Source organism: Streptomyces maremycinicus, assembly GCF_001184025.1.
GTDB lineage: Bacteria > Actinomycetota > Actinomycetes > Streptomycetales > Streptomycetaceae > Streptomyces > Streptomyces maremycinicus.
Window position 1 is genome coordinate 210,692 of sequence record NZ_BBYG01000018.1, and the last position, 13,595, is coordinate 224,286.

A 13,595-nucleotide genomic window follows, 5' to 3' on the forward strand; every position below is an offset into this window, starting at 1 on the left:
CCCCTGCCGGGCTGTGACCCCTGCCGGGCCGTGACCTCTGCCGGGCCGTGACCTCTGCCGGGCTGTGACCTCTGCCGGGCCGTGACCTCTGCCGGGCTGTGACCTCTGCCGGGCCGTGACCTCTGCCGTCGTGCGTCCGCCCGGGCCCGTCCGGTCTCGTTCCGGGCATGCGGGAGGCGCCAGGCGAGTGGCGCACGCGAAAGGCCCCTCGCTCTCGCGAGGGGCCTTTGCCGTCTGTGCGCCGCCAGGGACTCGAACCCCGGACCCGCTGATTAAGAGTCAGCTGCTCTAACCAACTGAGCTAGCGGCGCCTGCTGACGTCGTAGACCTTAGCATCCTGATCCTGGGGAGGAGAAATCGAAATCCGCACGGCCGAACGGGCCGCCCGGACCGCCGCCCACAGCAGGATCTCCGGGCCCGGCAGCCACGGATGACGGGTGTCCGGCGCGACCATCCAGCGCGTCGACGCGCCCTCCGCGGCGGGGGTGAGCGCCGGTACGGTCACCGCGTCGCCCGTGCCGTGGCACAGCAGTGGCGGCACCGTCGCGGTACGGCCGTCCCGGCGGCCTTCGGCGCTCCACTCCTCCCACTCCAGCAGCGAGGGCAGCCGCTGGGCCGTGCCCGGCGCCGCGAACAGCAGGGTCCGCCCGCGGAACGCGGCCACCGGGCCGGAGCCCGGCCCCTCGCTCCACAGCCGGTCGAGCATCAGCCGGCCGAACATCGCCGGCGCGCTGACGATGTCGAACGCCGAGCCGCAGGGCAGCACCACCGGGGCCTGCGGTCGCTCCGCCCAGAAGGCGAGCGTGCTGCGCGGATATGTTCCGGCGGAGGCCAGCCAGGCGGCGCCGTCCGGGGTGACACCGATGGGTTCCTCGCATGCGCTGCTCATGCCCCCAGGTGTACCGGGGGTGAGCGGATGATTTCACAGGGTTGCCGGAAACCGGGACGGGAGGGACCGAAGAGGAGTATCTTGCCCGCCCGGCATATGCCAGGCGGGCGGACGGACAGGCGATCGGGTGGCCTGACGCACGGTCGGTCGGGGTGCCGGGCCGCTTGCTCGGTCGGCCGCTCGGTGAGTGAGCGATGCAGGGTGCTCCGGCCGGGTCGGGCGAGGCGCTCGGACCGGGCAGGTGAGGCTCAGACGGGGTCGGCGTGCCCCCGCCCCTCGGTGTCGCCCCGCAGCAGATCCCGGCCGAACTCGACCATCTTCTGCGCGTAGTCCTCGGTCCACTCGGCCCGCTCGCCGATGTCCGCGGGCGTCAGCCGGTCGAAGCGGCGTGGATCGGCGAGCTGTGCCGCCGCCATGGCCTGGAACTCCACCGCCCGGTCGGCGGCGGCCCGGAACGCGAGCGTCAGCTCCGTCGCCCGCGTGAGCAGCGCCGCCGGATCGTCTATCGACTCCAGGTCGAAGAAGTGCTCCGGATCACCGGCCGCCTCGGCGGGCTCGAAGAGCAGGGGCGCGGGGCGTAGCCGCGGTTCGTTCCGACGCGGCGTGGGCTCCGCCATGTCTTCTCCTCCTCGTACGGTTCGGATGGCCACCGGCGGACAACACCGGTGGCGTGGACCACCCTCCATTGTCCCCCGGCGGCGCAAGAGGCCCTCGGCCCCGCAGTATCAAGGCTTCCGGTGCCCCCGATGTTCCTGCCGGTTCACGGTCTCCAGGCCACCCGGTGCTCGGCGAGGTGGGCCAGGACCGCGTGGTTCGCCTCCCAGCCGTCCGGGAACTTCACGAGGGTTCCCAGCTGGACCGGTTCCGTCGAGGGGTAGGCGTCCAGGAGGTCGCCCACGCCGGCCCGGCACACCACCACGCACGCGTGCCGGTGCCGCGAGGCCAGCACGCACAGGCGGCCCGTCTCCAGGTGGAAGGCGGTGGCGTCGGGGCGGCCGGAGAGCGGGTGGAGGATCACCGTGACGTCGAACTCCATGCCCTGGAGCCGGTTCGCCGTGTCCACCGTCACGTCCGGGACGCCCAGCTCGGCGAGCGCCGCCCGGACCGCGGCCGCCTGGTCGCGGTGGGCGGTGCCGACGGCGACCCGGTCGGCGGTCAACGGGGTCGGGTCGGGAGAGAGTTCCGAGGTGGCCGCCCCGCCGCGGTCCAGCAGCCGCCGGACGACCGTCGCGACGGCCCGCACCGCCTCCGGGTCGGTCCGCGGTGTGTGCCGGGCGGGCAGCTCCAGCAGGCCCCAGCCGGACTCCGCCGCCTCGTCGATCACCCGGTCGGTGCCGGAGCCGTCCGCGGGCACGGCGAAGGAGAGCCGCCGGTCCCCGTGTCCGGTGCCGCTGCGGAACGGGGTGTACGGGTAGAACGCGTCGGAGACCAGCGGCGCCGCCGACGCCGGGAGCCGCCAGGACACCGGCAGCCGGTGCTGCGGCAGCTCCGGGTTGTGGGCGAGCAGGGTGCTCACCGCCGAGGCCGACGGATCGTACGACAGGCCCGCCCACTGCTCGCCGCCGACGATCGAGAACGGGTCCAGCTGCCCCGGGTCGCCCACGAACAGCGCCCGCTCGAACAGCCCGGCCACGGCCAGCAGCCCGTCCGACCGCATCTGGTAGGCCTCGTCCACGATCGCGTGCCGCCACGGCTCGTCGACCTTCACATGCGCCCACTTGGCGGCCGTGGAGATCACCACCGGCAGGCCGCCCAGCTCCGCCGCCTTCGCCGACTTCCGTACGTTCGGCAGCTCGTCGAGCACCTTGTCGTACGGGTCGGCGTCACTGCTGTGCAGCCGGCCGACGGGCAGCTCGGGGTTCTTCACCGCGAGCCGGACGACCAGGTCGTCGACCTGCGCGTTGGTCTGCGCGACCACCATCAGCGGCCGCCCCGCCTCGGCGAGTTCCAGCGCCGCGCGGACGACGAGCGTGGACTTGCCGGCGCCGGGCGGGGAGTCGACGACCACCCCGCGCGCGCTGCCGTGCAGCGTGTCGCGCAGGATCGCGTCGGTGGCACGGGTGGCGGCGGTACCGGGGTCGAAGGCGGCCTCGGTGGTCACAGCACATCCTCCTGGGTGACGGAATCGGGGACCTCGGGCACCTGCTCGCCCGGCGGACCGCCGTGCGTCCACGGCGTGTCCTCGGGGTCGGGCAGCTTCGCGCCGCCGCGCTGCTCGTGCTCGAAGAGCGTGAAGCACAGCCGGTCGCCCTTCTCGGGCACGGACCCCGCCTCGGGCTCCTTGCCGCGGCCCATCTTGTCGACGATCCGCAGCACCAGCAGGCCGTCCTCCTCCTCGCCGTCCCGCCCCACGAACTCGGCCGCCTGCGGCTTGCCGCCCAGCGACCGGAACACCTTCGCCCGCTCCCCGAGATGCGGCCGGTCGTCCGTCCGTACGGTGACCAGGGGGCGCGGGCTCGGCCGCTTGCTCTCGCTGTACGCCATGACCACGTCGACGACCTCGCCCGCGAACGCCTCCCCGGCCAGCCGCCGCCCCGCCATCACCAGCGGGTCGTCGAGCGCCTCCTGCGCCTCCAGCCGGGCCTGTTCGCGCTCGCGGCCGGCGAGCTTGTTGGCGGCGGTGACCGCGTCGTCGCGCCGCGGCTGCGGGGGCTCACCGGCGACGACCCGGTCGCGGTGGCCGGTGAACGACCAGCGGTCGCGGGTCCACCGCTCCTCGACGTGCGCGCCCTCCGGCAGCGCCCGCAGCAGGTCCAGGCCCTCCCACACCTTGTCCCAGGTGGGCAGCGTCCGGCTCCGCACCAGCTCGCGGATCTCCCGCTCGGCCGCGGTGAGCGCGCCCAGCCGGTCGTCCGCCTGGAGGCCGTCCTCGGCGGCGGCCAGGGCGGTACGCGCGCGGTCGTAGCGCTCGATGGCCGGGGCGAGCAGCTTGTTGTCGAACGCGGGGTCGGTCGCCGGACCGGCGGGCGGGCACAGCAGCTGTCCCGCGGCGTCCCGCGCGAGTTCCGCGCGCAGGGCCGCCTCCGCGCCCGTCTCTCCCGGCGGCGGGGCGATCCAGGCGAGCTGCGCCCCCAGGTGCTGGTCCTCCAGGCTGGACTGCCCGGTCGCCCAGTGCCGGCCCAGGAGCTCCGTCATCGCCGCCAGCAGGGAGGAGCCGGGCACCCGGGACCGCTCCCCGTAGTGGGTCAGCCACCGCCCGAGCAACGGCACGCGCGGGGGCGCGGGATACGGCGTCTCCGGGTCCTGCTCGGCCGTCCGCCGAAAGCGCATGGAGCGGCCCAGGAGGCGCACGAAGTCGACGCCCGCGCGGCTCGGGACGATCAGCTGGGGCGCGTCGGCGCACAGCTCGACCTCGACCTTGACGCGTCTGCCGGTCTCCGGGTCGGTCTCGCTGCGCTCGGCGGCCTCGACGACGTCGGCGTAGGAGTCGAGGTACGGCAGGACGACGTCGGCCAGCTCGGCGAGGAACGCGAACCGCAGCTCGCGGTCGCGCGGCTGCGGTACGACGAGCAGCCGCGGCGCGTCCCGGTCGGTGCCGACCAGCGCGCCCAGCGGGGCACCGGCCTCACCGGCCGTGGTCAGCGGCACGAAGACCAGCGGCCGCTCGGAGAGGTGCCGGTGCCGGACGGTGGCGGTGGGCCGGGCGCGGCCGGTGGTGACGGCTTCGAGCCGGGCGAGGGTGGTGATCAGCGACACATCGTCCCCAGGGCGTCGGCGCGGAGTCGGGCGGCCCGGCGCAGGGCGGCGACCGCCGGATCCCGCGGATCGCCGCTCTCGCCGCGGGCCGCCGACAGGACGTCCTCGACGGTGGCCAGCCCGCCCAGTTCGGCCCGCACGGAACGGCCCAGGGAGGTCACGGCGCCGGCCGCGCGGGACCGCTCCCGGCAGTGGAACGCCAGCTCGCAGGTGGCCAGGCACTCGGGCGCGTAGGCGGCCGGGACCGCCTCGACGGCGGCGGTGAGCCGCTCGGCGGGCAGCTCGGGGGAGAAGCAGGTGCCCTCGGGGAGGGCGTCGGCGATGTCCTGGATGCGGGTGAGGCGGGCGAGTTGGCGGCTGGTGACGGCGCGCTGCTTGCGCACGTCGACGGCGGAGGCGGTGGGCAGGTTGGAGAAGTCCTTCGGGCAGACCAGGAGCACGCGGTGGCGCACGCGCGGGGCCGAGTCGAGGCGGGCGGCGACCGCCTCCAGGGCGAGCACGTACACGGCGGCCTGCCGGGCGGCCGCCCCGACCTTCGCCGGGTCCGCCGAGCCGTCCAGCATCGGGAAGGACTTGATCTCCACGACCGTCCAGCTGCCGTCCGGGTGGACCACCACCGCGTCCGGCTCCAGGAAGGCGGGGGAGCCCGCGACGTCGAGCGCGATCATCGGATGGTCCAGGAGCGTCCAGGTGCCGCTCGCCTCGGTGGCCTCGCGCAGCGCCAGCGCGGTACGCGCGGTGCGGCCCTCGGGGCCGATCGCGGACAGGTCGGGCAGGGCCGCGCCGGCGGGCGGCGCGGCGCCCGGATCCAGCCGCTCGTGCACCAGCCGCAGCAGTTCCGCGCCGCCGTCCGCCTTCACCTTCGCCTCGAACGCGTTGCCGCGGGTCAGGGCGAACTGCGACTGGCCGAAGGCCGAGGGCGAGCCCAGCGCGTCGGCCAGCGTCGCCTTGTCCACCCCCGCGCCGTCGAGGATCGCGCGCCGCTCGCAGCCCGGGTTGGCGGCCAGCGCCGCGAGGGCACGGGCGTCCAGCGCCTTGGCCGGAACGTCGGGGCCGCGCAGCTCAGCGAGCCGCTGCCGGAGCGCCGTCCCCCGCGTCCGAGGGGGTGGCACCCGGCTCGGCTCCGGGGCCGAACCGTGACTCGCGCTGCCGTGGAATTCGCTCACCCGTCGAAGTCTGGCATCCGCCACTGACAATCGAGGACGATGTGCCGGCGGAGGCGGCTGCGACCAGGGGGACACGGGCCTGGAACCACTCCCGGGCACGGTCCGCGCCGCGCATCACCAACGGCGTCAGCAGCAGCCCGACGCCCATCACGGCCGCGCCCGCGACCGCGTCGAGGAAGTAGTGGTTGGCGGTGCCCATCACCACGAGCGTCGTCACCAGCGGGTAGACGACACCCGCGGTCCTCGCCGTACGCGTGCCGCCGTACCGCCACAGCATGACACCGCACCACAGGGCCCAGCCGACGTGCAGGCTGGGCATCGCCGCGTACTGGTTGGTCATGCCGCCCATGCCGCGCGGCGCGCTCGCCTCACCGCCCCACCAGCCGTACGAGCTGTACTGGGCCATGGTGTCCACGAAGCCGTGGCCCGCCGACAGCAGCCGGGGCGGGCAGGTCGGCATCAGGGTGAAGCCGATGAGCCCGATGAACGTGGACGTCATCAGCCAGGTGCGGGCCGCGCGGTAGAGCTGGGTCCGGGACCGGAACAGCCAGACCAGGATCACCGGTGTCACCAGGTAGTGCAGCGACGCGTACCAGAAGTCGGCCGGCACGCCGATCCACGCCTGGGTCCGGAACAGCCGGTTCAAGGGGTGCTCGGCGTTGATGTGCAGGAACTTCTCGATGCGCAGCAGCGCGAGGCCGTGGTCGACGGCGGTGGTCACGTCGCCGCGCGCGAGCAGTCGGCCCGCGGAGTAGCAGGCGTATACCAGCACGAGCAGCGGCAGCTCGGTCCACCAGCGCAGCCGTGTCCGCGGGGCCGCCTCGGTGCCTGGTGTCTCGGTCTGCGGCATCCGATCGCCTCCCCCTTCGTTTCGCTGTGTCGTCGCTGCTGTGCCAGTGGCTCGGGACGGGCCACTTTACGGCGCGGGTGCGCGTGCTCGATGGGCGCCCCGGCTCTCAAAGACGCTGAGATCGCCCACCGGGTTGCCCCTGTTCAGCGTGAGCGATGATGGAAGGGATCCGCCTCCGATTTCTCCCCCGATCCCTCCAAGGGTCTCCCCGGAAAGGTCCCCCATGGCACCGCGCATCCTGCTGGCCCGGCACGGACAGACGGAGTGGTCGCTGTCCGGCAAGCACACCGGCCGGACGGACGTGCCCCTCCTTGAGGAGGGCCGCAGGGGCGCCAAGCTGCTCGGCGAGCGGCTGCACCGGGCGCCGTTCGACGGCCTGACGGACGCGGAGATACGCACCAGCCCGCTGGTACGCGCGCGGGAGACGTGCGAGCTCGCCGGTTTCGGCGAACGGGCCACCGCCTGGGACACCCTCATGGAGTGGCACTACGGCGCCTACGAGGGCATGACCCCCGCCGAGATCCAGGCCGCCAGGCCGGGCTGGCTGATCTGGCGCGACGGCGTCCCCGAGGGGGAGACGCTCGCCGAGGTCACCGCCCGCGCGGACGAGGTCGTCGCCTGGGCCCGCTCGGCCGACCGGGACGTGCTGGTCTTCGCCCACGGGCACATCCTCCGCTCCATCGGGGCACGCTGGCTGGGTCTGCCGCTGGACTTCGCGGCCCGGATCCGGCTGAACCCGACGTCGCTGTCGGTCCTGGGCTGGGCCTACGGAGAACCGGCGATCGAGAGCTGGAACGACCTCGGGCACCTCGGGTAGGCGCGGGTGACCGCGTGCGGGGTCATCGGCCGCGGGCGGTAGCGGGCAGCGGGTCTCACACCATCCGCGGTGTCGAGGCGTGCCGCTCCAGGAAGGTGGACACGCCGCCCGCGCGCCGGTGCGGCAGCAGCACTCTGGCCGTACCCGCCAGCATCGTCTGGATCCGGGACGACTGGACCTGGTCCAGCAGGTCCAGGACCCGCATCCCGGCGACCGCAGCCTCGTCGGGGCGGCCCCCGCGCGCGAGGTCGTCGGCGAGCTCGGCCGTGTACAGCGCGATGTTGCGGGAGAAGTGCGGGTCCTGGAGGTCCGCCGCCCGCTTCGCGTGCCGGGCGGCGCGCGGCCAGTCGCCCAGCGTCGACCAGCACTGCGCCTCGAGGCCCTCGAGCTCGGCCTCGCCGTAGAAGCTCATCCACTCGGGGTCGCTGTCGCAGGGCCCCCGGTCGTAGAGGGCCTGCGCGCGGACGAGGGCCTGCTCGCAGCCCGTGCGGTCGGCGAGCCCCGCCCAGCCGCCCGCCTCGCGCAGCGCCAGCAGGGACATCAGGCGGGGAGAGCCCAGGGGGCGGGCGACGCGCTGGGCGGCCTGGGCGGCCCGGACGGCCTCCCGCGGGCGGCCCGCGTCCCGGGCCAGGAACGCCGTGTTGCAGAAGGCGTGCGCCTCCAGTCCCTGGTCACCGGTCATCCGGGCGGTCGCCAGCGCCTCCGCGTAGTGCGAGCGCGCGTCGTCGAACCGGCCCGAGTCGTGGGCCAGCCAGCCCACCGAGATGGCGAGTTCCCCGGCGCCCGAGTGGAGCCGGTCGGCGGTGGTCTGCCGGGTCGTCCCGGCGTCCAGCAGCGCGTAGGCGGCGCGCAGGGGTGCGGCGGCGCGGCGGTAGAGGCCGTCGGCTCCGTGCCGGTCGTCCAGCAGCCGGATCCTGCGGACCGCTTCTTCGAGGGCGCCGGCCTCGCTCGCTCCCGCGCGGCGCACGGGGCGGCCCGCCGACGCGTCGTGGGCGAGCCCGAGGGGGCCCAGCGTGGCGGCGGCCATCGTGGCACCTCCGCCGGTCATGAATGCGCGACGCAGCACGTCGCTCTCCTCGTCGTTGTGGTGCGTGTCGTACGGGTCCTGCGTGTCATACGGCTGCTGTGCCCTGCCCGTCTCAGCCGTGTTCCGCTCGTCACTGGTAGTGCGCTCCGGTCTCGTGGTGTGCGCGCAGGGCGCGTCCTCAGGGGCGCGCGCCCCTCGTCCGCGCACGGACGCGCGGGGCGCGAACCCCAGGTCGGTGAGCGTGCGGCCGGGGAACATGTGCAGGAACACCCGCTCGTACGCGTAGTTGGGACAGCGGATCTCGCCCGCCTCGACGCGCCCGATATAGCGGGCGTCACAGCTGACACGCTCGCCGATCTCGCGGGCGGCCCGCCGCACGAGTGCGGCGAACTCAGCCGGTGAGCGATGCCCGCGCAGGTGGCGGAAGGCGAGGTTGGGCCGTGCCGGCCGGTCGGGCCGAGGTGGGGTCACCGTTGACGACGCCATGGCCGGGTCCTCTCGTGCGAACCGTCGAACCATGCCGGAACAGGGATGAGTTGTCCGTGTGGCACCCTTGTTCCCGGCGGGCAAGAACGTACCTGCTGTGGTCGGGCCGCCATGCGGTGTTTGGCTACAAAACGGATATCTCATCCGCGATCTGCCATGAACTGCCATCCTTTGCGGCGTACTTCCGCCGTAGCCCTTGACGCCGTGCGGCGTTGAGCCGTGTGGACTGAGGCGGGCTGCGCGGTGGAGGCCGGTATGGAGACCAGCCAGAGCAACGTTCCTTCTATGGCGCCGGTGGCGGCGTGCGACCTGGTGACGGTGCCGACCCGTCAGGGGCTGGAGGCGGTCGACATCCTGCGGAGGGCGTCGGCGGGAGACGGGGTGGGACCCGTCCTGCACGACGACGGCGACGACACACTCGGCTTCGTGGTGCCGGCCGGCACGGCGGCGGCATGGGACGTGCCGGGCAGTACCTGTACGAGGACCGACGGCCGCGGACTGCGACTCGTCCCCGAGCCGCCGGTCGAGGGCCCCGAGTGGCTGGTGCCCCCTGGTGAGGCCGACCTCGCGACGGATCCGGCGGTGCTGCGGCGGGCCCTCGGCGAGGCGGCCCGGATGATCGAGGCGGCGGACAGCTGCCGGTGAGGGCGCCCCGGCCGTGACCGGCGCGGAACCCGGCAGCCCGGCGGTGCGCACCGCCCCGGACCGCCCGCGCGGGGAGCATGCGCGGCCTGCGAAAATGCCGGTATGGCAAAGTCCAGGAACACCCGGCGCGAGCGGGACGCCGACGCCGTCGTCGAGCCCGTCGACGGCGGACTCGCCCAGCTCGTACCCGACCGGGACCGGGCGCGGGCCTGGACGCTGCTCCTCGACGGAGCCCCCCAGTCGCATGTCGACCTCGACGACCCGGCCCATCTCTCCTTCGAGTACCAGCGGCGCCTCGGTCATGTCGTCGACCTCGTGGCACCGCCCGGCAGACCGCTGCACGTGGTGCATCTCGGCGGCGGCGCGTTCACCCTCGCCCGGTACGTAGCCGCGACCCGCCCCCGCTCCACCCAGCAGGTCGTCGAACGGGACGCGGCCCTGGTCCGGCTGGTCCGCCGGGAGCTGCCGCTGGACCCGGGGGCGCGCATCAGGGTGAGGTCGCTCGACGCACGCGAAGGACTGGCCAAGGTGCCCGAGGGATGGGCGGATCTCGTCGTCGCCGATGTGTTCAGCGGCGCCCGCACCCCTGCCCACCTCACCTCGACCGAGTTCCTCGACGAGGTCCGCAGGGCGCTCAGGCCCGGCGGGGCCTACGCCGCCAACCTCGCCGACGGCCCGCCGCTCGCGCACCTGCGCGGCCAGATCGCCACCGCCGCCGCCCGGTTCCCGGAACTCGCGCTGGTCGCGGACCCGACCGTGCTGCGCGGCAAACGGTTCGGCAACGCCGTGCTGGTGGCCTCGGACCTGCCGCTGCCGACCGCCGAACTGACCCGCCGGGCCGCCTCCGACCCGCACCCCGGGCGGGTCGAGCACGGCAGGGCGCTCACCGACTTCACCGGTGGCGCGACGCCGGTCGTGGACGCGTCCGCGGTGGCCTCACCGGCCCCACCGCCGTCGGTCTTCCGCTGAGCCGACGGCCGGAGCGACCGACGGACCGATCGACCGGCGGACCGACGGAGCGACCGACGGAGTGGTCGGCCGGTGCCGATCGGCCGCGGCCCGGTCGTCAGTAGGTGCCCACCTCCACCCGGGGCGGGCCGTCGTGCCAGGTGCAGAACACCGACACCCGGTCCGCGCCGGAGGCGAACTCCACCCGGATCCACGACTCCGTCTTCCACACCTGCATCGACCAGCCCGCGCCCGGCGTCGCCGAGACCAGCGAGGCGGAGGCCTTGCCCAGGTCGAAGACGACCAGCCCGCCGTCGGTGTCGTAGCTCTTGACCGTGCCCTGGGAGGTGCTCCGGGGCGTTGCCGGGCCGCTGGGGGAGGGGTCCGCCGTCGCCGCCGTCCGGGAGGGGGAGGGGGACGCCGTGGTCCGGCTCGGGGTCGGGGACGGGCTCGGCGACGCGGACGGGCCGCTCGTCGGCGAGGCCGGCGGCGTCGTCTCCCGCGTGACCGCCTCGCCCGCCGTGAGCGGCAGGGCGCGCGGCGGATCGTAGGCCGTGCCCGCCATCACCGTGTGGACACCCCACCACGACAGCGTGACCGCCGCGCCCGTGGCGAGCGACCAGGCCAGTACGTGTACGAGTCCTCTGCGCATCGCGGGCCATCTTGCCCCACGCGCCTCACCCGTGTCGCACGGATGTCCCCGGCGACCCCCGGCCGCGCACGGTGGCCTCACCGGTCGTCCACAGGGGCCGAGTTGTCCACAGGCCCGAATGACCCCGGCCCGCATGGCGTAGGTTGCGGCGCATGGCAAGTGTGCTCGTGGTCGAGGACGACCAGTTCGTACGCTCGGCGCTCATCCGGCAGCTGACCGACGCCGCGCACCTCGTGCGCAGCGTCGGTACGGCACTGGAGGCGCTGCGCGAGGTCGCCCATTTCCGCTTCGACGTGGTCATCCTCGACCTCGGACTGCCCGATCTGGACGGCTCCGAGGCCCTGAAGATGCTGCGCGGCATCACCGACGTGCCGGTCATCATCGCCACCGCGCGCGACGACGAGGCGGAGATCGTCCGGCTGCTGAACGCGGGCGCGGACGACTACCTGACGAAGCCGTTCTCGGTGGAGCACCTGTCGGCGCGGATGGCGGCCGTGCTGCGGCGGGCCCGGTCCGGTGCCGCGGAGGCATCGCCCTCCAGCGTCATCCGCGTCGGCGGTCTGACCGTCGACCCGCTGCGCCGCCAGGCCGAGCTGGACGGCGTGCGGCTCGACCTCACCCGCCGCGAGTTCGACCTGCTGGCCTTTCTCGCGGGCCGGCCGGGCGTCGTGGTCCCGCGCCGGGAGCTGCTGGCCGAGGTGTGGCAGCAGTCCTACGGCGACGACCAGACCATCGACGTCCATCTGTCCTGGCTGCGCCGCAAACTGGGCGAGACGGCGGCGCGGCCGCGCTATCTGCACACCCTGCGGGGCGTCGGCGTGAAGCTGGAGCCGCCGGTCCCCGCCGACTCCGGGGGGACGGGGCCGATCGGATGAGATGGGCACTGGTCAAGGTCTGTCTGGCGGTCACCACGATGGTCGTGGTCGCCTTCGCGGTCCCGCTCGGTCTCGTGATCAAGGAGATGGCCCGCGACCGCGCGTTCTCCAACGCCGAGCGGGAGGCCGCCGTCGTGGTCCCGGCGTTGTCCATCACGACCGACCGCGACCAGCTGGAGCGGGTGGTCGCCTCGGCGGGTTCCGACGACGGCATGGCGCTGCATCTGCCGGCGAGCGACGGCCGGTCCGCGGTCGACCTCGGCCGCCCGCGGGCCGCGGACGCGGACATCGAGGCCGTGCGTGAGCTGGGCCGCGCCTCCACCACCGAGGTGCCCGGAGGATCGGCGCTGCTCCAGCCGGTCGCGCTGAGCCTGGGGACCGTGGTGATCGAGGTGTTCGTCCCCGAGTCGGAGGTGAGCAACGGCGTCGGCACGGCCTGGGCGGTGCTGGCGGCGGTCGGGGCCGCGCTGGTCGTCGGCTCGGTCGCCGTCGCCGACCGGCTGGGCGTACGGATGGTGCAGCCGGCGCGGCGGCTGGTCGAGGGGGCGCGGGAACTGGGGGAGGGCAAGCTCGGATCGAGGGTGCCCGAGGAGGGGCCGAACGAACTGCGCCTCGCGGCGGTGGCGTTCAACTCGATGGCCGACCAGGTCGTTCAACTGCTGGCCAACGAGAGGGAGCTGGCGGCCGACCTGTCCCACCGTCTGCGGACCCCGCTGACCGTGCTGCGGCTGAACGCGGCCTCCCTGGGCGAGTCGCCGGCCGCCGAGCAGACCAGGACCGCGGTCGCCCAGCTGGAGCGCGAGGTGGACACGATCATCCGGACGGCGCGGGAGGCCAAGCCGCAGACGGCGGCCGCCGGTCCGGGCGCGGGCTGCGACGCGGCGGAGGTGGTCCGGGAGCGGATGGCGTTCTGGTCGGCGCTCGCGGAGGACGAGGGCCGCAAGGTGCGCACCGCCGGGGTGGACCGCCCGGTCCGCATACCCGTGGCCCGCACCGACCTCGCGGCGGCCCTCGACGCCCTGCTCGGCAACGTCTTCCGGCACACCCCGGAGGGCACGGCCTTCGCGGTCGACGTCCACAACGGCGAGGACGCGGTGATCGTCCTCGTCTCGGACGCGGGCCCGGGCATCCAGGACCCCGAGGCGGCGATGGCGCGCGGCCGGGGCTCGGGCGCCGCGGGTTCCACCGGCCTCGGCCTGGACATCGTCCGGCGCCTCGCCGAGTCGACGGGCGGTGACGTCCGTATCGGCTCCTCGGTGCTGGGCGGCACCGAGGTGCGGATATGGATCCAGCTGGACGGCCGGGAGCCGGAGCGCAGGGGGCACCGGGGCGCTGTCCGCAGACGGCGGCGGGCGCTCGTCGGCCGTTCCTGAGAGTTCCTGAGGGTTCGAATTGGTCTCGACCTTTAACCGCCCCCGATGTGTTCCTTAAGCGCGGCCTAAGAACCTCAACGGCCGTCCCTATCAGGCGTTTTGCCCGGTTCGGGCTCGCTAGCGTGCTGCCGCACCCCCCTCGGGATCCCCGTGAGCAGTGAGAAGGCAGGC

The 13,595-nt window shown here is 74.3% G+C and carries 13 protein-coding genes and 1 tRNA gene; 5 read left to right on the forward strand and 9 right to left on the reverse strand.

Features of this window, described 5'->3' with window-relative positions:
• Positions 1-237 precede the first annotated feature (237 nt).
• The 7 genes from AOQ37_RS28180 to AOQ37_RS28210 all read right to left on the reverse strand — a co-directional run bounded on the left by AOQ37_RS28180 (position 238) and on the right by AOQ37_RS28210 (position 6,601).
• Positions 238-311, reverse strand: a tRNA-Lys gene (locus AOQ37_RS28180).
• Complete coding sequence (locus tag AOQ37_RS28185) at positions 302-889, reverse strand: bifunctional DNA primase/polymerase (protein WP_062648156.1); 588 nt, start codon at positions 887-889, stop codon at positions 302-304. Before AOQ37_RS28185 ends, AOQ37_RS28180 begins: the two co-directional genes overlap by 10 nt.
• 248 nt (positions 890-1,137) lie before the next feature.
• Entirely contained in the window at positions 1,138-1,506 is a 369-nt protein-coding gene (locus tag AOQ37_RS28190; protein WP_062648157.1) for a DUF8844 domain-containing protein, read from the reverse strand.
• A gap of 143 nt (positions 1,507-1,649) precedes the next feature.
• On the reverse strand, positions 1,650-2,990 hold the full coding sequence (locus tag AOQ37_RS28195) for an AAA family ATPase (RefSeq protein ID WP_062648158.1): 1,341 nt from the start codon (positions 2,988-2,990) through the stop codon (positions 1,650-1,652).
• Positions 2,987-4,585 (reverse strand): hypothetical protein, encoded by a 1,599-nt coding sequence (locus tag AOQ37_RS28200; protein WP_062648159.1) that lies wholly within the window; start codon positions 4,583-4,585, stop codon positions 2,987-2,989. Before AOQ37_RS28200 ends, AOQ37_RS28195 begins: the two co-directional genes overlap by 4 nt.
• Complete coding sequence (locus AOQ37_RS28205) at positions 4,576-5,697, reverse strand: hypothetical protein (protein WP_062648162.1); 1,122 nt, start codon at positions 5,695-5,697, stop codon at positions 4,576-4,578. The genes AOQ37_RS28200 and AOQ37_RS28205 overlap by 10 nt, the downstream gene beginning before the upstream one ends.
• Positions 5,648-6,601: a phosphatase PAP2 family protein gene (locus AOQ37_RS28210; RefSeq protein WP_062648164.1), complete on the reverse strand. Its 954-nt coding sequence runs from the start codon at positions 6,599-6,601 to the stop codon at positions 5,648-5,650. Before AOQ37_RS28210 ends, AOQ37_RS28205 begins: the two co-directional genes overlap by 50 nt.
• Positions 6,602-6,824: 223 nt before the next feature.
• Between AOQ37_RS28210 and AOQ37_RS28215 the strand changes: the two genes are divergently transcribed.
• Positions 6,825-7,418: a histidine phosphatase family protein gene (locus AOQ37_RS28215; RefSeq protein ID WP_062648166.1), complete on the forward strand. Its 594-nt coding sequence runs from the start codon at positions 6,825-6,827 to the stop codon at positions 7,416-7,418.
• A gap of 55 nt (positions 7,419-7,473) precedes the next feature.
• Here AOQ37_RS28215 and AOQ37_RS28220 read toward each other — a convergent pair whose 3' ends face one another.
• Positions 7,474-8,931, reverse strand: coding sequence for an NsdA family TPR-like regulatory protein (locus AOQ37_RS28220; RefSeq protein WP_062648168.1), 1,458 nt, complete (start codon positions 8,929-8,931; stop codon positions 7,474-7,476).
• A 255-nt stretch (positions 8,932-9,186) separates the two neighbouring features.
• On the opposite strand from AOQ37_RS28220, the gene AOQ37_RS28225 reads away from it, so the two are divergent.
• Together AOQ37_RS28225 and AOQ37_RS28230 are read left to right on the forward strand one after the other, a co-directional pair.
• Positions 9,187-9,576 carry a hypothetical protein gene (locus tag AOQ37_RS28225; protein ID WP_062648170.1) on the forward strand — a complete coding sequence of 130 codons (390 nt, stop codon included), beginning with the start codon at positions 9,187-9,189 and terminating at the stop codon, positions 9,574-9,576.
• A gap of 102 nt (positions 9,577-9,678) precedes the next feature.
• Positions 9,679-10,545 (forward strand): spermidine synthase, encoded by an 867-nt coding sequence (locus AOQ37_RS28230; RefSeq protein ID WP_062648172.1) that lies wholly within the window; start codon positions 9,679-9,681, stop codon positions 10,543-10,545.
• A 97-nt stretch (positions 10,546-10,642) separates the two neighbouring features.
• Here AOQ37_RS28230 and AOQ37_RS28235 read toward each other — a convergent pair whose 3' ends face one another.
• Positions 10,643-11,176: a hypothetical protein gene (locus AOQ37_RS28235; protein WP_062648174.1), complete on the reverse strand. Its 534-nt coding sequence runs from the start codon at positions 11,174-11,176 to the stop codon at positions 10,643-10,645.
• A 152-nt stretch (positions 11,177-11,328) separates the two neighbouring features.
• Here AOQ37_RS28235 and AOQ37_RS28240 point away from each other — a divergent pair, with 152 nt between their 5' ends.
• Entirely contained in the window at positions 11,329-12,051 is a 723-nt protein-coding gene (locus AOQ37_RS28240; protein WP_063781187.1) for a response regulator transcription factor, read from the forward strand.
• Entirely contained in the window at positions 12,048-13,424 is a 1,377-nt protein-coding gene (locus tag AOQ37_RS28245) for a HAMP domain-containing sensor histidine kinase (RefSeq protein WP_107085320.1), read from the forward strand. The genes AOQ37_RS28240 and AOQ37_RS28245 overlap by 4 nt, the downstream gene beginning before the upstream one ends.
• Positions 13,425-13,595 lie beyond the last annotated feature (171 nt).

What these genes read in the sequence shown, in the direction of transcription:
- AOQ37_RS28225 (WP_062648170.1), top strand. Translation starts at nt 9,187, where the DNA reads ATGGAGACCAGCCAGAGCAACGTTCCTTCTATGGCGCCGGTGGCGGCG.
- AOQ37_RS28245 (WP_107085320.1), top strand. Translation starts at nt 12,048, where the DNA reads ATGAGATGGGCACTGGTCAAGGTCTGTCTGGCGGTCACCACGATGGTC.
- AOQ37_RS28230 (WP_062648172.1), top strand. Translation starts at nt 9,679, where the DNA reads ATGGCAAAGTCCAGGAACACCCGGCGCGAGCGGGACGCCGACGCCGTC.
- AOQ37_RS28220 (WP_062648168.1), bottom strand. Translation starts at nt 8,931, where the DNA reads ATGGCGTCGTCAACGGTGACCCCACCTCGGCCCGACCGGCCGGCACGG.
- AOQ37_RS28215 (WP_062648166.1), top strand. Translation starts at nt 6,825, where the DNA reads ATGGCACCGCGCATCCTGCTGGCCCGGCACGGACAGACGGAGTGGTCG.
- AOQ37_RS28185 (WP_062648156.1), bottom strand. Translation starts at nt 889, where the DNA reads ATGAGCAGCGCATGCGAGGAACCCATCGGTGTCACCCCGGACGGCGCC.
- AOQ37_RS28240 (WP_063781187.1), top strand. Translation starts at nt 11,329, where the DNA reads ATGGCAAGTGTGCTCGTGGTCGAGGACGACCAGTTCGTACGCTCGGCG.
- AOQ37_RS28210 (WP_062648164.1), bottom strand. Translation starts at nt 6,601, where the DNA reads ATGCCGCAGACCGAGACACCAGGCACCGAGGCGGCCCCGCGGACACGG.
- AOQ37_RS28235 (WP_062648174.1), bottom strand. Translation starts at nt 11,176, where the DNA reads ATGCGCAGAGGACTCGTACACGTACTGGCCTGGTCGCTCGCCACGGGC.
- AOQ37_RS28190 (WP_062648157.1), bottom strand. Translation starts at nt 1,506, where the DNA reads ATGGCGGAGCCCACGCCGCGTCGGAACGAACCGCGGCTACGCCCCGCG.